General features: G+C 65.6%; 20 protein-coding genes. 11 read left to right on the top strand and 9 right to left on the bottom strand.

What is annotated here, in order from left to right:
- The first annotated feature begins 428 nt into the window (after nucleotides 1-428).
- From RQI43_RS12995 to RQI43_RS12975, 5 genes are all read left to right on the top strand, one after another.
- Nucleotides 429-1,538, top strand: coding sequence for an aromatic ring-hydroxylating dioxygenase subunit alpha (locus tag RQI43_RS12995; RefSeq protein ID WP_311275400.1), 1,110 nt, complete (start codon nucleotides 429-431; stop codon nucleotides 1,536-1,538).
- A 97-nt stretch (nucleotides 1,539-1,635) separates the two neighbouring features.
- Nucleotides 1,636-1,806, top strand: a complete 171-nt coding sequence (locus RQI43_RS12990) for a hypothetical protein (protein WP_200919138.1) — start codon at nucleotides 1,636-1,638, stop codon at nucleotides 1,804-1,806.
- A gap of 44 nt (nucleotides 1,807-1,850) precedes the next feature.
- On the top strand, nucleotides 1,851-2,918 hold the full coding sequence (locus RQI43_RS12985; RefSeq protein ID WP_311275399.1) for an MBL fold metallo-hydrolase: 1,068 nt from the start codon (nucleotides 1,851-1,853) through the stop codon (nucleotides 2,916-2,918).
- Nucleotides 2,919-3,359: 441 nt separating this feature from the next.
- Nucleotides 3,360-4,682 (top strand): Cache 3/Cache 2 fusion domain-containing protein, encoded by a 1,323-nt coding sequence (locus tag RQI43_RS12980; protein ID WP_311275398.1) that lies wholly within the window; start codon nucleotides 3,360-3,362, stop codon nucleotides 4,680-4,682.
- On the top strand, nucleotides 4,683-4,838 hold the full coding sequence (locus RQI43_RS12975; protein WP_311275397.1) for a hypothetical protein: 156 nt from the start codon (nucleotides 4,683-4,685) through the stop codon (nucleotides 4,836-4,838).
- Between the two features lie 19 nt (nucleotides 4,839-4,857).
- Here the strand turns inward: RQI43_RS12975 and hslU are convergent, their stop codons facing one another.
- The 9 genes from hslU to RQI43_RS12930 form a co-directional block, all read right to left on the bottom strand.
- Entirely contained in the window at nucleotides 4,858-6,171 is a 1,314-nt protein-coding gene (hslU, locus tag RQI43_RS12970; RefSeq protein ID WP_207413585.1) for an ATP-dependent protease ATPase subunit HslU, read from the bottom strand.
- Between the two features lie 300 nt (nucleotides 6,172-6,471).
- Nucleotides 6,472-8,142: a HAMP domain-containing methyl-accepting chemotaxis protein gene (locus RQI43_RS12965; protein ID WP_311275396.1), complete on the bottom strand. Its 1,671-nt coding sequence runs from the start codon at nucleotides 8,140-8,142 to the stop codon at nucleotides 6,472-6,474.
- Between the two features lie 87 nt (nucleotides 8,143-8,229).
- Entirely contained in the window at nucleotides 8,230-8,766 is a 537-nt protein-coding gene (gene hslV, locus RQI43_RS12960; protein WP_056429836.1) for an ATP-dependent protease subunit HslV, read from the bottom strand.
- Between the two features lie 114 nt (nucleotides 8,767-8,880).
- Nucleotides 8,881-9,276, bottom strand: a complete 396-nt coding sequence (locus RQI43_RS12955) for a GFA family protein (RefSeq protein ID WP_311275395.1) — start codon at nucleotides 9,274-9,276, stop codon at nucleotides 8,881-8,883.
- Between the two features lie 70 nt (nucleotides 9,277-9,346).
- Nucleotides 9,347-10,465 carry an AAA family ATPase gene (locus RQI43_RS12950; RefSeq protein WP_311275394.1) on the bottom strand — a complete coding sequence of 373 codons (1,119 nt, stop codon included), beginning with the start codon at nucleotides 10,463-10,465 and terminating at the stop codon, nucleotides 9,347-9,349.
- Nucleotides 10,462-11,382 carry an oxygen-dependent coproporphyrinogen oxidase gene (hemF, locus tag RQI43_RS12945; protein WP_311275427.1) on the bottom strand — a complete coding sequence of 307 codons (921 nt, stop codon included), beginning with the start codon at nucleotides 11,380-11,382 and terminating at the stop codon, nucleotides 10,462-10,464. The genes RQI43_RS12950 and hemF overlap by 4 nt, the downstream gene beginning before the upstream one ends.
- Nucleotides 11,383-11,436: 54 nt before the next feature.
- Entirely contained in the window at nucleotides 11,437-11,709 is a 273-nt protein-coding gene (locus RQI43_RS12940) for a YiaA/YiaB family inner membrane protein (protein WP_027172548.1), read from the bottom strand.
- Nucleotides 11,710-12,027: 318 nt separating this feature from the next.
- Entirely contained in the window at nucleotides 12,028-12,708 is a 681-nt protein-coding gene (locus RQI43_RS12935; RefSeq protein ID WP_311275393.1) for a PspA/IM30 family protein, read from the bottom strand.
- A gap of 96 nt (nucleotides 12,709-12,804) precedes the next feature.
- On the bottom strand, nucleotides 12,805-13,263 hold the full coding sequence (locus tag RQI43_RS12930; RefSeq protein ID WP_311275426.1) for a tRNA (cytidine(34)-2'-O)-methyltransferase: 459 nt from the start codon (nucleotides 13,261-13,263) through the stop codon (nucleotides 12,805-12,807).
- Nucleotides 13,264-13,361: 98 nt separating this feature from the next.
- On the opposite strand from RQI43_RS12930, the gene RQI43_RS12925 reads away from it, so the two are divergent.
- The 6 genes from RQI43_RS12925 to RQI43_RS12900 all read left to right on the top strand — a co-directional run bounded on the left by RQI43_RS12925 (nucleotide 13,362) and on the right by RQI43_RS12900 (nucleotide 20,717).
- Complete coding sequence (locus tag RQI43_RS12925; protein WP_311275392.1) at nucleotides 13,362-15,230, top strand: ABC transporter ATP-binding protein; 1,869 nt, start codon at nucleotides 13,362-13,364, stop codon at nucleotides 15,228-15,230.
- Complete coding sequence (locus tag RQI43_RS12920) at nucleotides 15,227-16,639, top strand: MATE family efflux transporter (RefSeq protein ID WP_311275391.1); 1,413 nt, start codon at nucleotides 15,227-15,229, stop codon at nucleotides 16,637-16,639. Before RQI43_RS12925 ends, RQI43_RS12920 begins: the two co-directional genes overlap by 4 nt.
- A gap of 241 nt (nucleotides 16,640-16,880) precedes the next feature.
- Nucleotides 16,881-17,441, top strand: coding sequence for a ubiquinol-cytochrome c reductase iron-sulfur subunit (gene petA / locus RQI43_RS12915; RefSeq protein ID WP_056430481.1), 561 nt, complete (start codon nucleotides 16,881-16,883; stop codon nucleotides 17,439-17,441).
- 86 nt (nucleotides 17,442-17,527) lie between these two features.
- Nucleotides 17,528-18,811, top strand: coding sequence for a cytochrome b N-terminal domain-containing protein (locus RQI43_RS12910; protein ID WP_056429863.1), 1,284 nt, complete (start codon nucleotides 17,528-17,530; stop codon nucleotides 18,809-18,811).
- A gap of 19 nt (nucleotides 18,812-18,830) precedes the next feature.
- Nucleotides 18,831-19,730, top strand: coding sequence for a cytochrome c1 (locus RQI43_RS12905; RefSeq protein ID WP_056430485.1), 900 nt, complete (start codon nucleotides 18,831-18,833; stop codon nucleotides 19,728-19,730).
- Nucleotides 19,731-19,841: 111 nt separating this feature from the next.
- Nucleotides 19,842-20,717 carry an S-methyl-5'-thioadenosine phosphorylase gene (locus tag RQI43_RS12900; RefSeq protein WP_311275390.1) on the top strand — a complete coding sequence of 292 codons (876 nt, stop codon included), beginning with the start codon at nucleotides 19,842-19,844 and terminating at the stop codon, nucleotides 20,715-20,717.
- Nucleotides 20,718-20,881 lie beyond the last annotated feature (164 nt).

Here is a 20,881-nt window from a genome sequence, read left to right as displayed (position 1 = left end):
AATCCAATCATCGCAGCTTCTCAATATGGATCACCGGACTACATAAGTGAAATGATGGAGATTAAAAAATTGTTAAAACGATGGAACGACCGTAACAAATGACCGTTATTTATTTGTGCTACATTTAGTTTTGCCAGCGGCGGTTTCCTGCATGTCCACATCCCGCGACAGCTCCTTCAGGAATTGATGGCTCGTCGCTTCCCTGTGCCGAAGACCGGCACCAGGAGCGGGCTAGATCTCCGTCGGCGAGCGGGACGGCGCACAATTCCGATCATGTGGGGACCACGGTCCCGGCTGGCCTTTTCCGCTTATGGTCACCGCCGCCACCGAAGCGTAAGACGGGGCGCTCTTCGCCACGCATCGGCCTATATCCGAACGGATCGGGCGTCGCCGGAGGCGAGACCGATACAGGACAATCGCAGCCCGTCATGCTCTCATCCCTGCCGACCCAGGCAAAGGCCGATACGGCGACGCATTCGGCGACCGACGACGCGGCCCTCGACCCGGACGCCATGCGCCAGCCGCTGCCCGACGCCTTCTACTGCGTCGGCCGCTCCGACACGCTGAAAGCCGGCACCTTGCGGGCGGTCGAACTCAACGGCGAGCAGATCGTGCTCGGCCGCGACAAGGCTGGAGCCGCCTTCGCCATGCGCGACCGCTGCCCGCACCGGGGCATGGCCCTGTCGAAGGGACGCTTCGATGGCGACGCCGTGACCTGCCCGTTCCATGGCTGGCGCTTCGGCACGGACGGACGCTGCCGCGACGTACCGACCCTCTCCTCCGCCGATGCGGCGGATTTTACGCGGATCACGGTCCAGCGCTTCCCCATTCGCGAGAGCGCCGGCTTCGTCTGGGTGAATCCCTTCCTGGGTGCGCCGGGCGGTGACCTGCCGCCCCTGCCGGAGCTCGGCTTCGAGGCGGCGGGCTCCCTCGTGGTCGAACTCGTGGTCGAGGCCTCGTTCGACCTCACCACATTGAGCCTCGTCGACCCCGGCCACGTGGCCTTCGTCCACGATTCCTGGTGGTTCCGGCCGTCGAAGGAATTACGGGAGAAGGTGAAGACGTTCACGCCGACGCCGCACGGCTTCACCATGTCGAGCCATTCCACGACGACGAGTTCGCCGGTCTACAAGTTGCTGGGCGGTGTACCCGAGGTCGAGATCGAGTTTCGCCTGCCGGGCGTGCGGCTGGAGCGGATCGAGGCCGGAGCCAAGCGGGTGGCCAACTACACCTTCGCGACGCCGCTCACGCACAATCGCACCCTGCTGACGAACGCCCTCTATTGGAACATGCCGCTCCTCAACCTGCTGAAGCCGCTTGCGCGGCCGCTCATGCGGCAGTTCCTGACGCAGGACCAGCAGGTGCTCCAGCACGCCCAGGCCGGCCTTGACCGGAAGCCGACCATGGTGCTGTTCGGCCAGGGCGATCTCCCGTCGCAATGGTACTTCCGTCTCAAGCGGGAAGCCCTTCAGGCGGCGCGCGAGACGCGGCCCTTCCGCAACCCGCTGGTTCAGCAGGAATTGCGCTGGCGGTCCTGAAACTTTTCCGTCAGCCGCCCCGTAGCTGCTCCTTTCAGGCCGATGCCTTCTGGAAGGGACGGAACCGTTGCCGCATTACGTCGTTCGCCGCAGCCGCATGGGACGATTCAATTTCACGCTCATCGGCGCGCATGGGCGGATCACCGGCGTGGTCGCCATTCCCACCGAGAACAAGACCCGCGAGGAGGTCGAGGTCGAGGCTCATCGCAAGATCCGCGCGCTCGCCGGTGAACTGGTCGCCGTGATGCCGAAGGAGTGCGAAGCCTGACGAACGCGTCTTGATTGCCCGGCGGCCACCGCCATCTCGGAACGATGAAACGGCAAAGCCTTCTCGCGACCCTGTCCGCGGTCACCGTCATGACGCTAGGCGGCGTCGGCTACGCGGCGCACCGGCGCAGCAAGGGCCGAAACCCCTATTACAACGGCCCCGTCACCGATAATTTCGACGGGCTTCAATTCCACGGCGTCGATCAGCCGCCCGACAAGGTGCTGGGTGACATCCTGCGCTGGAAGCGGGAGCGGGCCGGGATCGCCTGGCCGACGTCGTTTCCGAGCCCCTTCAGCGATACGCCGCCCGAGCGCGTCGACGGGTTGCGCGTCTCGTTCATCGGCCATGCGAGCTACCTGTTTCAGGTCGCGCGCCGCAACATCCTCGTCGATCCGGTTTTCGCCCCCCGCGCCAGCCCGTTTTCCCTGGCGGGTCCGAAGCGGGTCAATCCTCCGGGCATCGCCTTCGACGCTCTTCCGCCCATCGACGTCGTGCTCATCACTCACAACCATTACGACCATCTCGACGGGCCGACCGTGGCGCGGCTCTGGCAAAGCTATCAGCCCTTGATCGTCGCGCCGCTGGGCAATGACAGCATCCTTCGGTCCTACGACGATACGATGCATGTGGAGACGCGTGACTGGGGTCAGTCCATCGATCTCGGCGGCGACCTGAGCGTGCATATGACACCGGCCAACCATTGGTCGGCGCGAGGGCTGAACGACAAGCGCATGGCGCTGTGGTGCTCCTACATCCTGACCAGCCCGTCCGGTGTCGTCTATCATTCCGGCGATACCGGTCTCGCCGATGGCGCGATCTTCCGCGATGCCCGCGAGCGCTTCGGTCCTGCCCGCCTCGCGACCCTGCCGATCGGGGCTTACGAGCCACGGTGGTTCATGAAAGCCCAGCACATGAACCCGGCCGACGCCGTCGTCGCGGCCGGGTTGCTCGGGGCGGACCAGGTACTCGGGCACCATTGGGGCACGTTCCGCCTCACCGATGAGGGCATCGAACAACCGGTGGAGGCTTTGGCGGCGGCATGCGCGGCGGGCGGAATTCCGCCGGAGCGGTTCGTTGCCCTGCGTCCGGGACAAGTCTGGGAACCTCGGTGAGACGGATAGCGGTTCGGCGCCCGGCAATTCCATAGGGGCGACTATTAACAGCACAATTCATCTCCTTATCTGCCGCGGATCGAGTAGAAATCAGAAATATAATTGTAGATGAAAACTTAGACTGCTTTATCAAATCAAAATAAAGCATTAATAGGCCGATAAACTTATTGTGCTTCAATACAAGCCTCGATCATATTTCTATATTTGGATTGCGGCATGATGGTGTACCTCCGATCATTGACCGGAAAAGTGATCCTCCTCACGGCGGCAATGATAATTCTAGTCTCCATGATACTTCTCATGGTCACCAACTGGGAGATCGACCATCAACTCAAGGAAAAGCAGGCTGCGGATGGGAACCTTCATCTGCGAACACTGAGTTTAGTGTACCGAGATGCGGTCCCCGGGGCGGAGATCGAATTCGATGGGGATCGGGTAACCTTGGCCAGATCGCCGGACCTCGGCGCATTAGACGATCAATCCATCGTCGACCGCACCGTCGCCTATGTCGGGGGAACCGCCACGGTTTTCACCTACGACCCCGCGGGCGACCGTTTCGTGCGGCGCGTCACGACGGTGAAGAAGGAGAATGGCGAACGAGCCGTGGGCACCGCCCTCGCCGCCGATCACCCGGCGCAGTCACTCATTCGAAGCGGCAAGGCATATTTCGGGCCTGCAACTCTTTTCGGCCGCCGGTATCTCACAGTCTATCAACCGATGCAGGATGCGAAGGGTAGGATCAACGGCATCCTGTTCGTGGGCGTACCCCTCGAAACCTATGACGCCGTCCAGGCGCAGACCCTCTCGACCCTGCGCTGGACGATCCTGTCCGTGGCCGTTCTGGCCTGTCTCGTCCTGGGCTTTGCCGCGTTCCGCATGTTTCGACCCATTCGCGTGGTCGCGGAGCGGACCTCCCGTCTCGTTTCAGGGGATCTCGAGGGTGCGATTCCCTATCGCGACGCACGGGACGAAGTCGGTGCCGTGGCCCGTGCGCTCGAGGCGTTGCGCGAAACCAGCCTGAAGGCGCGTGAACTGCAAGCCGAGCGGATGGCGAGTGCCAAAGACATTGAAGAGCGCCGTGCGGTCATCGATGCGGAGATCGCCCGTTTCCGAGCCCAGGTCTCAAAATCTGTCCGCCTGGTCGGCGCGCAGACGGGCGAACTTCGCGCCCGCGCCGCCGCCATGTCGGACGCGTCTTCGGACGCCACCCGTGCGGTGGAGGGCGCCTCGGCCGGCTCGCGCGAGGCTTCCGCCAACGTGCAGACCGTCGCAAGCGCCGCCGAGGAACTCTCCGCTTCGATCGTTGAGATCGGCGCCCGCCTCGATGTCGCCAAGGGCGAGATCGACGCAGCCTTTAGCGAGGCGTCCGCCACCAACCAGCAGATGGGGCAGCTCGCCGATACCGCGCAACGCATCGGCACCGTCGTGGGTCTCATCCGGGCCATCGCGGAACAGACCAACCTCCTCGCCCTGAACGCCACCATTGAGGCCGCGCGGGCCGGCGAATCCGGCCGTGGTTTCGCGGTCGTGGCGGCGGAGGTGAAAGCCCTGGCGAGCCAGACCGCGAAGGCGACGGACGAGATCGCCAGTCAGGTCGCATCCGTCCAGACTTCGACGGATCAGGCCGCCCATGCCATCGGTCGCGTGACGGATCGGATGGGTGCGATCAGCGCGATGACCACCGAGCTCGCGACAGCCGTCGCCGCACAAGGCGCGGCGACCGGCGAGATCTCACGCAATGCCGGGAACACCGCCGCCACCTGAGTGGAGATCGCACGCGATCTCGGCACCGTCACGGGGGCAGCCCGCAGCACGGCCACGATGGCCGAAAGTGTCCAGGGCAGCGCCGCCCAGGTGGAAAACGTCGCGGCCGAACTCGAAGCCGAGATCGGACGCTTCCTCACGGCCGTCGCGGCCTGAATCCTCGCCGGGACGAGGGCTACAGGATGAACCGGCTGAGATCGGCGTTCGCGGCGAGGCTTTCGACACGCTCGCGAACATAGGCGGCGTCGATCGCCACGGTCTCCCCGGACCGGTCGGTGGCGGTGAAGGAGATGTCGTCGATCACCCGTTCCAGCACGGTCTGGAGCCGGCGCGCGCCGATATTCTCCACCGAATTGTTTACCTCCACGGCGACCCGTGCGAGCGCGTCCACGGCATCGTCCGTGAAATCCAGGGTCACGCCTTCCGTGGCCATCAGCGCCACGGTCTGCTTCAGCAGGCTCGCCTCCGTGGTGGTGAGGATCTGCTTGAAATCCTCTACCGTCAGAGGCTGCAGCTCGACGCGGATCGGCAGGCGCCCCTGTAGCTCGGGCAGAAGATCGGACGGCTTAGAGACGTGGAAAGCGCCGCTGGCAATGAATAGTACGTGATCGGTCTTCACCGGACCGTGCTTCGTCGCCACCGTGGTCCCCTCGATCAGCGGCAGCAGGTCGCGCTGTACACCTTCCCGCGAGACATCTGCCGATGAACGACCTTCCTTCGCGCAGATCTTGTCGATCTCGTCGAGGAACACGATGCCGTTGTTCTCGACCTCGCGGATCGCCTCCTGCGTCAGCGATTCCGAATCGACCAGCTTATCGGACTCCTCGGCGAGCAGGGGAGCGTAGGCCTCGCGCACGGTCATACGCCTCGGCTTGCCCTTCTGGCCGCCGAGCGCCTTGCCGAGCATGTCGCCGATATTGACCGCCCCCATGGAGGCTCCGGGCATTCCGGGAATCTCGAACATCGGCAGACCGGTTGGCGATCCGCCCGACAATTCGATCTCGACCTCCTTGTCGTCGAGCTCGCTGTTCCGCAGCTTCTTGCGGAAGCTCTCGCGGGTGGCCTGGCCCGATGTCGGTCCGACCAGGGCATCGAGGATGCGTGATTCCGCCGCCGCCTCGGCCTTCGCCTTGACCGAACGACGCTTCTCCTCGCGCTTGAGGCCGATACCGACCTCCACGAGGTCGCGCACGATCTGTTCGACGTCGCGGCCGACATAGCCGACCTCGGTGAATTTCGTCGCCTCGATCTTGAGAAACGGCGCTCCGGCGAGCTTGGCCAGTCGACGGGCGATCTCGGTCTTGCCGCAGCCGGTGGGGCCGATCATCAGGATGTTCTTCGGCGCGACTTCCTCGCGCAATGGCCCCACGAGCTGCTGACGGCGCCAGCGGTTCCGCAAGGCAATGGCGACCGCACGCTTGGCGTCATGCTGGCCGACGATGAACCGGTCGAGTTCCGAGACGATTTCGCGGGGGGAGAAAGTTGTCATCACGCTCCGGTCGAATGCGGCAGTTGAGCTGCCCAGGATGAGGGGAGGGCGCCGAGCCGATCCGCCAGCAAATGATACCCGACGCGGCCTGCAGCGGGTGAGCACCGGGACAGGCGAGCGATGAGACGACACGCCGACTGTCGGAAGTGCCAGCCCATTCATGCAGGAACGCCGCCGGCCCGGCCAGATGCGGCGAGCCTGCGGCGGGATCGTTGCGGTGGGTCAGGAGAAGCACGCGGTCTTGCACGACCCCGATCTAAGCGTCGGCACCCGCCCTTTCCAGATGGTCGGGCAAGACGGTCAGGCTGCCCGGATGCCGCCGACGAAATCCTCGACCTCGTTGCCCAGGCTGTTGGATTGCTGCGTCAATTGCTCGGCGGCGGCCAGAACCTGGGACGCGCCAGCCCCGGTCTGAACGGCGGCCAGCTGCACGTCCGCGATCGTTTCGGTGACGGCCTGGGTTCCGCGCGCGGCATCGTTGACGCTCCGGGCGATCTCCTGCGTGGCCACCTGCTGCTGCTCCACCGCTGCCGCGACACCCATCGCGATCGTATGGACGGTGCCGATGGTGGAGCCGATCTCCTCGATGGCGCCCACCGTGTCGCGGGTCGCCTCCTGGATCGTGGCGATCTGAACCGTGATCTCGTCCGTCGCCTTCGCGGTCTGGGCGGCGAGCCCTTTCACCTCGGCTGCGACCACCGCGAAGCCGCGACCGGCCTCACCGGCGCGAGCGGCCTCGATGGTGGCGTTCAGGGCGAGCAGGTTGGTCTGGCTGGCGATGTTGGAGATCAAGGCGACCACGTCGCCGATGCGGGACGCACTGTCGGCGAGAACACGGACACGCTCCGAAGTTCGGCGCGCACTTTCCACTGCGCCAGCGGCGGCGGCGGATGTCTGGGACACCTGCGCGCCGATCTCGTTGGCCGTCGCCGCGAGTTCCTCGGTCGCCGCCGCGACGGCCTGAACGTTCATGGCGGTCTCGTTGGCCGCGTTCATCACGGCGGTGGATTGCCGGTTGGTCTGGTCGGCGGTGGCGGCCATGGTCCGGGCGGTGAGTTCCATCTCGGCGGCCGAGCCGGCCAGGGTGCCGACCATCTGGCCGACGCTTCCCTGGAAGCGATCCGCCAGGGCGCCCATCTCGGCATGGCGACGTTGGCCCGCGATACCGGCGGCCTCATTCTGTTGGATCCGCAGCTCCGCCGCCTCTTTCATCGTTGCCGAGAAGACCCGCATGCTGGTCCAGATCTCGCCGATCTCGTCGCGTCGGGCCTTCGTCTCGGGAAGGGTGAGGTCACCCTCGGACAGGTGGCGGATCGCGGCGGAGACGCCGGCCAGGGGCCGGGCGATCGCCCGCGCTCCGACGAAGCCGCCGATGAGAAGACTGCCCAGGGTTCCGCCGATCGCCAAGGCCAGGAGCAGGTTCAGGCGCTCTGCGTAGAGCGTGTCCGTCCAGCGGTCGATAGCCTCCACCTCGGCGGAGCTATGAGCCACGAGCGTCTCGATACTGTCCTGGAAAGCCTGACGGTTGGCGCGGTTGGCCTCGTTGAAGCCCTGCTCGGCGGCGGCCTTCGGCGAAACCTGCGTGCCGAGACGTGCGGTTTCCGTACGCAGAGTAGTGAAGCCGGCGGCTTCGGCGGTGATCTTCTCGAAGAGCGCCCGCTCGCTCGCGGGCACTTTCGGAGCCCATGCGGTCAGGAGAGCGTTCATCGCCTCGAGGTTCTTCTTCAGCCGGGCCGCGTATTTCTCGGCATCCTGCGTATCCTTGGCCGCGTAGATACCGCGCGACTCGACCACCACGCTGGTGACGAGCCGGTTCATGTTCGCGGCATCGAGGGCCCGCTGGGAGGCGAGTTTCGCATCCGTGAGCGCAGTGTTGAAGGTCTGGAGCGACATGATGCTAATCGTGGCGACGACGAGCGTCACCATCGAGCAGAGACCGACGAAACCTAGAATTTTAGCTTTGATGCGCATCGCCGTCGGCCAGCTTTCCAAGAAAGACAGCCGATAGCGCTAGGGGAACATCCGCAAGTTTACGTTAATCGGAGCTGCAATCTGGCACTAAGATGCAGAAAACTCCAGCTGCTCGATGACGAGATTGCCGTTCGTGTAGACGCAGATTTCCGCCGCGATGCCGAGTGCTCGCCGGACGATCGCCTCTGCATCGTGCTCGCCATCTTCCAGGGCGCGGGCAGCGGCGAGGGCATAATTTCCCCCCGATCCGATCGCCATGACGCCGCCTTCCGGCTCGAGCACGTCGCCCGCGCCCGACAGAAGCAGGCTCACATCCTTGTCCGCCACCAACATCATCGCTTCGAGACGACGCAGGTAGCGGTCGGTGCGCCAATCCTTCGTGAGTTCGACGCAGGCGCGGGTCAGTTGACCGGGATACTGATCGAGCTTGGCTTCGAGCCGCTCGAACAGGGTGAAGGCATCGGCCGTTGCCCCGGCGAATCCGCCGATGACGGAGCCTTTGGCGAGGCGGCGCACCTTGCGGGCATTGCCCTTCACGATGGTCTGGCCGAGGCTGACCTGCCCGTCGCCGCCGATCACCACCTTGCCGCCCTTGCGGACCATCAGGATCGTGGTGGCGTGCATTTGCGGCGGGCCGCCGGATGCGGAATGGGACAAGGCTGACTCCGGTCTGGTTCTGACCGGTGTCAGGTAGTCTTTCGGAACGCGGACTCCAACCTCCGCCGGAGCGTTACCGCGCTATTCCGGGTAGCGTTGGAAGGCCGGCAGGGTCTCGAACCGAGCGAACCACGAGGCGGCCTCGGCGATCTGAATCCTGACCTGGGGCGGCAGCGCCTCGGGATCGTCCAGGGTCGCGGTATGGATGTCGATCTGGCCAGGAAAGACCGCCTCGTTACGGTAGAACAGCCCCGTGCCGCAGGTGCCGCAGAACTGCCGGATAACGCCGGGCGAGGATTCGTAATCGGTCGGGTGACCCGAGATCGTCACCCGTTCGGCCGGGAACAGGGCAAAGGCCACCACCGGAGCACCGGACGAGCGCCGGCAATCGGCGCAATGACACAGGGCATTATGGCTCGGCTCGCCCTCGGCGCTGTAATGGATCGCTCCGCAGCGGCACCGTCCCGTCAAGACCATGTAAGTTCCCCCTTCGTTCTCGCCGTTGTCTCAGAGGACGATGACGCGGGCAAGACGGCATCGCCCTCGCTCACACAACCACGGTGATGGCGCGGGCGGCACGGGTCAGCCCGGTATAGAGCCAGCGGGCCCGGTGCTCGCGAAAGGCGAAGGATTCGTCGAAGAGCACGACATTGTCCCATTGCGAGCCCTGCGCCTTATGGACGGTGAGGGCGTAGCCGTAGGTGAACTCGTCGGTCTCGCGCTTGAGGAAGGCTGGGATCTCCTCCTCGGAGCCCGACATCACCGCCCGCAGCACCTTGATGTCGATGGGCCGCCGCCTCAAGGCCGGGTCGTCGTCGGGCACGACATCGAGGCGGATCGTGTCGACGCGCGGCGCGGCGCGAAGGGCATGGACCGTCCAGGTCGAGCCGTTGAGCAGGCCCTTGGTGCGGTCGTTACGCAGGCAGACCAGTTTCTCGCCCACCGCCGGCATCGGATCGGTATGGCCGGCGAGCTCCCGCAGGCGGTTGTTGTAGAGCCGCCGCGTCTTGTTCATCCCGACGAGGACCTGATCGCATTCGAGCACGCTCGACGGATCGAGGGAGCGGCGCGAGACGACGCGGCTCTCGCCATACTCGCCGATGCTGAGCCGGCCGCCCTCCCGGATCGTCATGGCCATACGCACGATCGGGTCGTCGGCGGCCTGCCGGTGGACATCGGTCAACATCACGTCGGGCTCGGCCTCGGTGAAGAAGCCGCCGCCACGCACAGGCGGCAATTGGGCGGGGTCGCCGAGAACCAGGACCGGCCTGTCGAAGGAGAGCAGGTCGTTGCCGAGATCCGAATCGACCATGGAGCACTCGTCGATGACGACGAGCTCCGCCTTCGAGACCGGCCCGGTGCGGTTGAGGGTGAAGGCCGGCCCTCCCTCCTCGGTCTCCTTGCTGCGATAGATCAGGCTGTGGATCGTCGCGGCGTCGTGGCAGCCCTTCGACCGCATCACAGAGGCGGCCTTGCCCGTGAAGGCGCCGAAGACGACATTGCCCTCGACATCGTCGGCGATCCGGCGCGCCAGGGTGGTCTTGCCGGTGCCGGCATAGCCGAACAGGCGGAACACCTGCGGACCGCCGGCCTTGCGCCATTCGGCGATGGCTTTGAGCGCCGCGTCCTGCTGGGGCGCGAACCGGGTCGGAAGGTCGTCGCTCACGGCCAGCGCACGGTGGGCGGCAGCGAGGACAGGATCGAGGCGACGTTGCCGCCCGTCTTCAGGCCGAAGATGGTGCCCCGGTCGTAGAGCAGGTTGAATTCCACGTAGCGCCCGCGCCGCACCTGCTGCTCCAACCGGTCTTCCTCCGTCCATGGCGTCGAAAGGTTCGCGCGCACGATCGCCGGATAGGCATCGAGGAAGGCGAGGCCGACATCCTTGGTGAAGGCGAGATCGGCCTTCGGATCGCCGGTCCAGTGGTAGTCGTAGAAGATTCCGCCGATCCCGCGCGGCTCGTTGCGGTGCTTGAGGAAGAAGTATTCCTCGCACCACGCCTTGTAGCGGTCGTAATCCGCCGCCGGCGCATGGGCGTCGCAGGCCGCCTTCATCGCCGCATGGAACCGCAGCGTATCCGGATCGTCCTGCGTCCGCCTCCGGTCGAGGACGGGGGTCAGGTCGGCCCCGCCGCCGAACCACGTCTTCGTCGTGGAGACGAAGCGGGTGTTCATGTGAACCGTCGGAACATGCGGGTTCCAGGGATGGACGATGAGCGAGATGCCCGTGGCGTAGAAGCGCGGGTCTTCCGATGCGCCCGGCATCTGAGCGCGAAATTCCGGCGCGAACTCGCCGAAGACCTGCGAGACGTGGACACCGGCCTTCTCGAACACGCGCCCATGCAGCATCGACATGGTGCCGCCGCCGCCGGGCGTGCCGCTATGGTCGGTGCGCTTCCAGGGCGTCTTCACGAAGCGTCCGGCCTCGGCCGATGCATCGGGATGGAACGGCCCTACGGCCTCCGCCTCGATCGCTTCCAGCTCCGCCAGGATCCGGTCGCGCAGGCTCGCGAACCACGTGGTCACCTCGTCCTTGAGGAGCGCGAGTTCGGCCTCGGGGGGCGGTGGCGGAGTCGTGTCGGACATCGTCATGGGGGAGGGATGTCCCATCCCTCCCGCCCATCGTCAATCGAGGTCCGGTCAATCTTTACCCACCGACATCAGCAGACGCTCGGTCTTGGCGTCCTCGATCCGGTTGACCATGCGGCGACCCTCATGGACGTCGCGGATCGTCTTGGTGGCGGTGATGCAGGACTGGACCAACATGATCGTGCCCATGGCGAGGTAGCCCTTGATCCAGATGTCCATGGGCATGAACAGGATGCCGAGGGCGACCATCGCGGCCGAGCCGATGAAGGAGGCGTAGGTGAAGGTGACCCAGGCGCCGGAATGCTGAGTGGTCTCGTTGTTCATGGTCATGGTCGTGGTCCTTGATGGGAGAGAGCTGAGTTGCGTGAGTTCTGTTCAAGTCATCGGCGATATTTTCGAATGTCGATCGCCCCGGATTTGGTTGTTCTGAAGGTTATTCCTCACCTCGACCTCATCCTGAGGTGCTGCGAAGCAGCCTCGAAGGAGGCCTCCAGTTAGAGCGAGCTTGCTGGAGGGCTCCTTCGAGGCCTCCGCTGCGCTCCGGCGCCTCAGGATGAGGTGGCGGGTGGGAGAATGGTGTTTCCCATGTCTTTATGCTCCGATGACCTGCCCAGACCCATCGAGTCCGCGTCGCATCAACTTTCATGCAGCACGCGCCTCGACCTTGCGCCGCAGGCGGTCGAGGACGGCGCCGCCGCTCGGGCGGGTGCTGGCGCCGAAGCCTTCGCGCTCGAGCCGTTCGGCGATGGAGAGGCCGGGCTCGGTCTCGGCGAGCGCCGCTTCCGTGTCGGCGGCCTCGGTCTGGAGGGCACGCAGCCGGCTCAACGTCGCCTCCGCTTCCTTGAGTGTCGCCCGCTCGCTCGGGTTGGCCTGAACGCCGAGGCGTCGTGCCGCCTCCGCCGCGGCGGCGATGCGGCGTCCACGCTCCAGTTCGTTCTGACGACGGGTCGCGTCGGCGACGACGGAGCGGATGCGGGCGACTTCGCGGCCAAATCTCAGGCGCGCCTCACCGATGGCGTCCCGTTCGGCTTCGAGCTCGGCGATGGCCTCCGCCGCCTCAGACGCCAGTTCCTCGCGTCCCGCCGTCAGCGCCGCCAAAGCGCGCTCTTCGAGATCGGCCGCGCGGGCTTCGACCTCGACGAAACGCCGTTCTTCCGCCTTGTCGCCCGCCATTGCGGCGGCGAGGGCCTGACGGCTGCGCTCCAGTGAGACTCGCGTCTCCCGGATCTGCTGGTCGAGGATGAGCAAGGCGTGGCGATCGATCACCGCTTCCTCGGCCTGGGCGGCTGCGCCGCGGGCGAGGAGCCGAAACAACTTGAGCATGGTGTGCCTCCGGCGTTTGAACGCTGTTCACACTCATGGTCTCGACGATATTTGAACGGCGTTCAAGTGCTGAACTGCACACCGTTCAAAATCTTGTCACGCACACGACCCGATCTGTCTCAGCCCCTCGCCGAGGATCATCGCCGCCGCCACGGCGATGTTGAGCGAGCGCATTCCCTCACGGATGGGAATGACGATCCGGGCATCGGCTACCTCGTGGACGGATGCGGGGACACCCGCCGATTCCCGTCCTAGCAGGATGCAGTCACCGGGGAGGAAGCCAAAGGCGGTGTAGGGAAGGGCGCCGGCGGTGGTGGCGAGGACGAGCCGTGTTCCGGTCTCTTCCCGCCACTGCGAGAAGGCGGCCCAGGAGCGATGCCTCGTGATCGCCACATGGTCGAGATAATCGAGTCCTGAGCGGCGCAGGTGCCGGTCGGACACATCGAATCCTGCCGGCTCGATGATGTCGACGGCCACGTCGAGGCACGCTGCCATCCGCAGGATCGTCCCCGTATTCTGGGGAATGTCGGGCTGGTAGAGGGCGAGACGGAGCATCGGACCGGACGGCTGCATTGCGTCTGCGGCATCGCCTCGCGGTTGGCACGTCGTCAAGGCCCACTACCTCAGGCAAGTCTCCAACACCGGACCAGATTATGTTTCTCGATTGGCTCGAGCGCCGCATCGACCCGTTCGCGTCTTTCGAAGACGGGCGGATGCCGCCCAAGACGGTGACGGGCTTCGCCGCTTTCTATCTCAGGCCGATGCGGACCGCCTTGGTGATGCTGTTCCTCGTGGCAGTGGCTGCCGGGACGGTTGAGGCATCGCTCTACCTGCTCATGGGCTGGTTCATCGACCTCTTGAACAATGCCGACCGGGCCATGATCCTGCAGGACCACGGATGGAAGCTCGGCCTCGCGGCAATGCTGCTCCTCGTGGTTCGTCCCTTCACGATCTGGCTGCACGAGGTGATGTCCAACCAGCTGCTCGTGCCGCAGGCGACCAACCAGGTCCGCTGGCGTACGCATCTCTATACGCTCGGCCACTCGCTCTCGTATTTCCAGGCCGATTTCGCCGGACGGCTCGCCAACCGGGTCGTGCAGGTCGGACCGGCCGTGCGCGAACTGGCCGTGGTCTTCATCGATACGCTTCTTTACGTGGCGATCTACGCGGTGACGGCGGTGGGGCTGTTCGGCTCCATCTCGTTATGGATGGCCCTGCCGGTCATCGTCTGGGTGGCGGCATATTCGGTGCTGACCTGGTGGTTCGTGCCCCGTGCCCGAGCGCGCTCCCTCGTGACGGCCGACACGCGGTCGATTCTCATCGGGCGGATCGTCGACAGCTACACCAACATCCTCACCGTGAAGCTCTTCGCCCGCGACCGGGAAGAACGCGCGGCCGTGCGCGACGCCATCGACGTCCACACCACGGCGCATCTCCACCAGTTCCGGCTCGTGACGACCACGACGACGCTGCTCGGCATCCTCAACAGCGCGCTCATCGTCGCCACCGCCACCGCCTGTCTCCTGCTCTGGCGCAGCGGTGGAATGACCACCGGCGAGGCGGCAGCGGGTCTCGCCCTCGTGCTGCGGCTGATGGCGATGTCCGGTTGGGTCATGCAGACGGTGCGCGGCATCTTCGAGAATGTCGGCGTGATCCAGGAGAGCATGCAGACGATCTCGCGCCCGCACGGGATCGTGGATGTTCCGAACGCGCGGACGCTCGCGGTCGACGGGGGCGACATCCGCTTCGACCGGGTCGGCTTCCGCTACGGCGACGGCACGCCGTCGGTCATCCAGGATTTCAGCCTCCATATCCGTCCGGGCGAGAAGGTCGGTCTCGTTGGCGTCAGCGGCGCGGGCAAGACCACCCTGACCGCGCTCTTGCTTCGGCTGCACGACATCCAGAACGGCCGGATCCTCATCGACGGTCAGGACATCGCGGGCGTCACGCAGGATTCCTTGCGCGAGGCGATCGCCATGGTGACGCAGGACACCTCCCTCCTGCACCGGTCGATCCGTGACAACATCGCCTATGGCAGGCCGGACGCGACGCTGGAGGAGATCCAGCGGGCGGCGCAACTCGCGGAGGCCGACGGGTTCATCGCCGGTCTCGTGGATAACAGGGGCAGGACAGGCTACGACGCCCAGGTCGGCGAGCGGGGCGTGAAGCTCTCCGGCGGCCAACGCCAGCGCATCGCCATCGCGCGCGTCATCCTGAAGAACGCGCCGATCCTGATCCTCGACGAAGCGACATCCGCCCTCGACAGCCAGGTCGAAGCGGCGATCCAGGACAGTCTCGACACCCTCATGCAGGGCAAGACGGTGCTCGCCATCGCGCACCGGCTTTCCACCATCGCCGCTCTCGACCGGCTGATCGTGATCGATGCCGGCCGCATTGTGGAGGAGGGGACCCATGCGGAGCTGATCCGCACCGGCGGGCTCTATGCGCGCCTATGGGAGCGCCAGTCCGGCGGCTTTCTCGGTGACGTATCGCCGACCGTCTACGAGGACGCGGCGGAATGATCGCCCTCAATGCTTCGGCTGGGGCAGCTGAGCGGCAGCGGCCCTCGCGCGGTCCGTGGCTCACCGAACTGCGGGCGACGCTGGTGCTCGCCGCGCCTCTGATCCTGACCAATCTCGCTCAGCACGGCCTGGTCACGGCCGATGTGGTTCTGCTCGGGCGTCTCGGGGCGGAGCCGCTCGCCGCCGGGGCCCTGGCGACGAGCCTCTATTTCATCCTGTTCATCTGCGGGATCGGCCTCGCCTCGGCGGTCTCTCCCCTGATCGCGGGCGCCATCGGCCGGGGCGATTCGGCCGAGCACGACGTGCGCCGTATCGTCGGCGCCGGGCTCTGGGCCGTCACCATCGCGATCGTCCCGGTGATGCTCGCGCTCTGGCACACCGAGTCGCTGTTGCTCGCCATGGGGCAGCAACCGAAGCTCACCGAGGATGCCGGGCTCTACATGCGCGCCCTGCAATGGTCGATGTGGCCGGCACTCGCCTTCATGGCGTTGCGCGCCAGTCTGTCCGCCCTGGAACGACCGGGCTGGCCCCTCGCCATCAGCATCGCGGCCCTGCCGGTGAATGTTGGCCTAGCGATCTGGCTCGCCTTCGAGGGGCCGGGATTGCTCGGCCTCGGACTTGTCGGCGTGGGGCTGGCGACGACGCTGGCGGCCTTCCTGTCCCTCGCCGCCCTCGTCGTGGTGATGCTGCTTGCGCCCGGCCTGCGCCAGCGTCGGCTCTTTCTCGGGGTCTGGCGCCCTCATGCTGCGCGCCTCGCCACCATGTTCCGCCTCGGCCTGCCCATGGCGGCGACGGGTCTGGCCGAGGCGAGCCTGTTCGAGGCGGCCGTTCTGGGGATGGGCTTGTTCGGCACGGCCCCGCTGGCGGCCCATGCTGTGACGATCCAGATCGCCGCGATCTGCTTCATGGTGCCCAACGGTATCGGCCAAGCCGCGACGGTGAGGGTCGGACGGGCCTTCGGGGCCGGGGACCGCATGGCCATGCGCCGGGCCGGCACCATCGCGATCCTCCTCGGCTTCGGCTTCATGAGCGCATGCGCGCTCATCCAGGTGACGCTGCCGCGACCGCTCATCGGCCTCTTTCTCGACCTCGACGCGCCGGGAAATGTCGACGTCATCCCCTACGCCGTCACCTTCATCGGCTTTGCCGCGCTCTTCGCCATGGCGGACGGCATCCAATCGGTCGCCCTCGGCGCGCTGCGCGGCATGCAGGATACGCGTGTGCCCATGGCCATCGCCCTGTTCGGCTACTGGATCGTCGGCATCCCGGCCGGCATCCTCGCCGCCTGGGGCCTGGGCTTCGGCGGATCGGGGATCTGGATGGGGTTCTGCGCCGGTCTGGCGGTGGTCGCCGTGATGCTGGTGCGGCGCTGGCTATGGCTTAGCGGCAGCGTCATTTCGCGCTCGTGACGAATACTGTTTCCCGTCACGGGCCTACTCTGGACAGGTTCGCATCTGGCGTGCCAGAGAAACCTGCCTCAGAAGGCTCGTCTCGGGTGACGCCCGGTCGCATTGCACAGATTTGTGCAATCGTGTCTGCGTCTGCCCTACGCGCTTCTTTCGAGCGCCTCTAAATCTCGGCGAACGGAAGCGGCGCGCCCTCACTCTGCGGGTCGCCGAACCGGAGCCATCCTGTACCGGAGTGTCGATCTTGGCGAACACCCCTCCCTCATCAGGTCACGACGGGTCCCGCCGCGACTTCCTGTTCCTGGCGACCGGAGCCGGTCTCGCCGTGGGCGCCGGTGCCCTGGCCTGGCCCTTCGTGGCGTCCATGGCCCCGGATGCGGAGGTGATCGCCGCCGGTGCGCCCCTCGAGGTCGACCTGTCGCCGATTCAGGAAGGCCAGATCGTCAACGTGTTCTGGCGCGGCAAGCTGATCTTCGTGCGCAACCGCTCCGAGAAGGAGATCAAGGAATCGGAGGACACGAAGCTCAGCGAGCTCATGGATCCGCAGCCCGATTCCGCCCGCGTGAAGGAAGGCCACGCCAAGTGGCTCGTGGTCTACGGCAACTGCACCCATCTCGGCTGCGTGCCGATCGGCCACCAGGGCCAGTATGAAGGCTGGTCGTGCCCTTGCCACGGCTCGCTCTACGACACGTCCGGGCGCGTGCGCCGTGGACCGGCACCGACCAACCTGCCGATCCCGCCCTACGCATTCCTGAACGACACCAAGATCCGGATCGGTGAAGACGGCGGCAAGGCCGTCGCCTGACTTCGGCAGCATCGCTTACGAGCGATGAGGGGAGGGGTCCGGCAGCGACGGACCTGAGCGAAACAGACTTCGAAGCGGGTAACCTCATGAGCGGTCACGCCACCTACGTCCCCAAGAGTCGGATCGCCAAGTGGTTCGAATCGCGGCTGCCCATCGTCGGGCTGGTCCATTCGTCGTTCGTCTCGTTCCCCGTCCCGCGCAACCTGAACTATTTCTGGACCTTCGGCGCGATCCTGATCGCCATGCTGATGGCGCAGATCGTCACCGGCATCTGGTTGGCGATGCATTACGACCCCTCGGCCGGCAACGCCTTCAACTCCGTCGAGCACATCATGCGCGACGTGAATTACGGCTGGCTGCTGCGCTACATGCACGCCAACGGCGCCTCGATGTTCTTCGTGGCGGTCTACATCCACATTTTCCGCGCGCTCTATTACGGGTCGTACAAGGCCCCGCGCGAGGTGCTCTACATCCTGGGCGTGATCATCTACCTCCTGATGATGGCCACCGCCTTCCTCGGCTACACCCTGCCGTGGGGCCAGATGAGCTTCTGGGGCGCCACCGTCATCACCAACATCCTGGCCGCGATCCCGGTCGTGGGCGACACCATCCAAAGCCTGCTCTGGGGCGGCTATTCCGTCGGCAACCCGACGATCAACCGGTTCTTCTCGCTGCACTACCTGATGCCCTTCATGATCCTCGGCGTCGTGGTTCTCCACGTCTGGGCGCTCCACGTGACCGGCCAGAACAACCCGACCGGCATCCCGATCAAGACCGGCAAGGACGCGGTGCCGTTCACGCCCTACGCGACGATCAAGGACGTGTTCGCCACCGTCGTGTTCTTCGTCTTCTTCGCCTACTGGATCTTCTACCAGCCGAACTACCTCGGCCACGCGGACAACTACATTCCCGCCAACGCCTCGGTGACGCCGGCCCACATCGTGCCGGAATGGTACTTCCTGCCGTTCTACGCGATCCTTCGCGCGGTTCCGGACAAGCTCGGCGGCGTCATCCTGATGTTCAGCGCCGTGATCATCCTCGCCTTCGCGCCCTGGCTCGACACGTCCCGTGTCCGCTCGTCCAACTACCGTCCGATCTACCGCCAGTTCTTCTGGCTGTTCGTAGCGGTGTGCGTGGTGCTCGGCTGGCTCGGTGCCAAGCCGCCTGAGGGTGGCTACGTCCTCGCGTCGCGGATCTGCACCGCCTACTACTTCGCGCATTTCCTCATCGTGATGCCGCTGGTGGGGCTGTTCGAAACGCCGAAGGCGATGCCGGGATCGATCCTGGAAAGCGTGACCGGACCTCATCCGCAATATGGCGGTTCGGGCATGCCAGCCGGTGCGGCCGCCGCACCATCGTCGAAGGGTTGAGGTGCGGATCGTGAAAAGCATGAACACATCGCGCATCCTCGCCGTCACGCTCGTCGCGACCCTTCTCGGCTCGGCCTCGGTCAGTGCCGAGGACGGTCACTCCACGCCCAACCCGCCGCGGGAGAAGTGGAGCTTCGCCGGAATCTTCGGCAAGTTCGACGAGGCCCAGCTGCAGCGCGGCTTCCAGGTCTATCGTGAGGTCTGCTCGAACTGCCACAGCATGAGCCTCGTGAAGTTCCGCAACCTCGCCGAGAAGGGCGGGCCGGGTTTCACCGCCGGTCAGGTCAAGGCTCTGGCAGCCGAGTACAAGATCAAGGACGGCCCCAACGACGCGGGTGACATGTTCGAGCGGCCCGGCCGCCCGGCCGACGCCTTCCCGTCTCCCTTCCCGAACGATAAGGCGGCGGCGGCCGCCAATGGCGGCAAGGCCCCGCCCGATTTCTCGGTGCTGGCCAAGGCTCGCACCTACGAGCGCGGTTTCCCCTACTTCATCTTCGATGCGATGCCCTTCATCGGCTATTCGGAACAGGGCGTGGACTACATCCACGCGCTCCTGAACGGCTACGAGGACGCGCCGAAGGGAATGGATGTCCCGGCGGGCACGAACTACAACAAGTACTATCCCGGCCACCTCATCGCGATGGCAAAGCCCCTGAGCGACGGCCAGGTGACCTACGCCAAGGGTGCAGAGGGCAACCCCGTCGTTCCAGAAACGGTCGAGCAATATTCGCACGACGTAGCGGCGTTCATGTCCTGGGCGGCCGAGCCGCATATGGAAGCCCGCAAGGCCCTCGGCTTCCGTGTGATCCTGTTCCTGCTCATCCTGTCGGGCCTTCTCTACTACGTGAAGAAGAAGGTCTGGGCGGATGTGGGCGGCGAGGTCCACGGCCTGCAGCCGGAGCTTCACAAGACGAGCTGAGCCCCTTAAAGGCGGTTCACGACCGACGGGCTCGCTGTGGCGGGCCCGTTTTCGTTTCCACCCTGCGGGCACGCCCGGCGCGCCCTCGATGAAGACCACAGGAGATTCGGCATGACCGCAGCAGTGCTCGGCGTGATAGGCGGATCCGGTGTCTACGATCTGCCAGGCCTCGAAGATATCCGTGAAGAAGCCGTCGTCTCGCCCTGGGGCGAACCCTCCGATTCGCTGCGGATCGGTCGGATCGGCGCGACCAAGGTGGTCTTTCTCGCCCGTCACGGACGGGGCCATCGCCTCTCCCCCTCCGGCATCAATTACCGCGCCAATATCGATGTGATGAAACGCGCCGGCGTCACCGACATCGTCTCGGTCTCGGCCTGCGGCTCGTTCAAGAGCGAGCTTCATCCCGGCCTCTTCGTCCTCGTCGACCAGTTCGTCGACCGGACTCACGGCCGGGAATCGTCGTTCTTCGGCAATGGCTGCGTGGCGCATGTGCCCTTCGCACATCCGGTAGGGCCGGCCCTTCAGGCGCGCATCGCGGCCGCCGCCGCCGCCGAGGAACTGCCCGTCCATCGCGGCGGGACTTATGTCTGCATGGAAGGCCCACAATTCTCGTCCTTCGCCGAATCCCGGACCTACAAGGGCCTGGGCTACGACGTGATCGGCATGACCAACATGCCGGAGGCCAAGCTCGCCCGCGAGGCGGAGATCACCTTCGCCACCATCGCCATGGTGACGGATTTCGATTGCTGGCATCCGGGCCATGCCGATGTCGACGTCTCCTCGGTCGTCGCGGTCGCGCGTGCGAATGCCGACAAGGCGGCCCGCCTGATCTCGCGGATCGCCCGCGACTTCCCGGCCGAGCGCGAGGAATGCCCGGCGGGCTCCCACCGTGCCCTGGACGGCGCGATCATGACCGCACCGTCCCACCGCGATCCGGAGCTGCTGGCCAAGCTCGATGCCGTGGCGGGGCGCGTACTCGACGCCTGACCCGGCAGCATTCGACAGTAAGGCCTTTCCAGAGGAAGGCATTTGCCTCTAGAGCGTCGGTCCCGATAGCGATCCGGATCGACGGTCCGGAGTTCTCGTTCGGCATAGGCTCGTGGGCGATGTCCCCCATGTGCCGATGCTCTTGAAGGCGGCCCTGTCCGTGA

This window comes from Methylobacterium sp. WCS2018Hpa-22 (assembly GCF_031843785.1).
In the GTDB taxonomy this organism is placed as follows: Bacteria; Pseudomonadota; Alphaproteobacteria; order Rhizobiales; family Beijerinckiaceae; genus Methylobacterium.
Note: the sequence above shows the minus strand (reverse complement) of the source record. Positions and strands in the feature narration are given on the sequence as shown.

Excerpts from the sequence above, each read along its gene's own strand:
- RQI43_RS12955 (WP_311275395.1), bottom strand. The coding sequence starts at position 9,276 with ATGGTCTTGACGGGACGGTGCCGCTGCGGAGCGATCCATTACAGCGCC.
- hslU (WP_207413585.1), bottom strand. The coding sequence starts at position 6,171 with ATGACAACTTTCTCCCCCCGCGAAATCGTCTCGGAACTCGACCGGTTC.
- RQI43_RS12965 (WP_311275396.1), bottom strand. The coding sequence starts at position 8,142 with ATGCGCATCAAAGCTAAAATTCTAGGTTTCGTCGGTCTCTGCTCGATG.
- RQI43_RS12940 (WP_027172548.1), bottom strand. The coding sequence starts at position 11,709 with ATGAACAACGAGACCACTCAGCATTCCGGCGCCTGGGTCACCTTCACC.
- RQI43_RS12925 (WP_311275392.1), top strand. The coding sequence starts at position 13,362 with ATGTTTCTCGATTGGCTCGAGCGCCGCATCGACCCGTTCGCGTCTTTC.
- hemF (WP_311275427.1), bottom strand. The coding sequence starts at position 11,382 with ATGTCCGACACGACTCCGCCACCGCCCCCCGAGGCCGAACTCGCGCTC.
- hslV (WP_056429836.1), bottom strand. The coding sequence starts at position 8,766 with ATGCACGCCACCACGATCCTGATGGTCCGCAAGGGCGGCAAGGTGGTG.
- RQI43_RS12905 (WP_056430485.1), top strand. The coding sequence starts at position 18,831 with ATGAACACATCGCGCATCCTCGCCGTCACGCTCGTCGCGACCCTTCTC.
- RQI43_RS12985 (WP_311275399.1), top strand. The coding sequence starts at position 1,851 with ATGAAACGGCAAAGCCTTCTCGCGACCCTGTCCGCGGTCACCGTCATG.
- RQI43_RS12900 (WP_311275390.1), top strand. The coding sequence starts at position 19,842 with ATGACCGCAGCAGTGCTCGGCGTGATAGGCGGATCCGGTGTCTACGAT.
- RQI43_RS12910 (WP_056429863.1), top strand. The coding sequence starts at position 17,528 with ATGAGCGGTCACGCCACCTACGTCCCCAAGAGTCGGATCGCCAAGTGG.
- RQI43_RS12930 (WP_311275426.1), bottom strand. The coding sequence starts at position 13,263 with ATGCTCCGTCTCGCCCTCTACCAGCCCGACATTCCCCAGAATACGGGG.
- RQI43_RS12990 (WP_200919138.1), top strand. The coding sequence starts at position 1,636 with ATGGGACGATTCAATTTCACGCTCATCGGCGCGCATGGGCGGATCACC.
- RQI43_RS12995 (WP_311275400.1), top strand. The coding sequence starts at position 429 with ATGCTCTCATCCCTGCCGACCCAGGCAAAGGCCGATACGGCGACGCAT.
- RQI43_RS12935 (WP_311275393.1), bottom strand. The coding sequence starts at position 12,708 with ATGCTCAAGTTGTTTCGGCTCCTCGCCCGCGGCGCAGCCGCCCAGGCC.
- RQI43_RS12920 (WP_311275391.1), top strand. The coding sequence starts at position 15,227 with ATGATCGCCCTCAATGCTTCGGCTGGGGCAGCTGAGCGGCAGCGGCCC.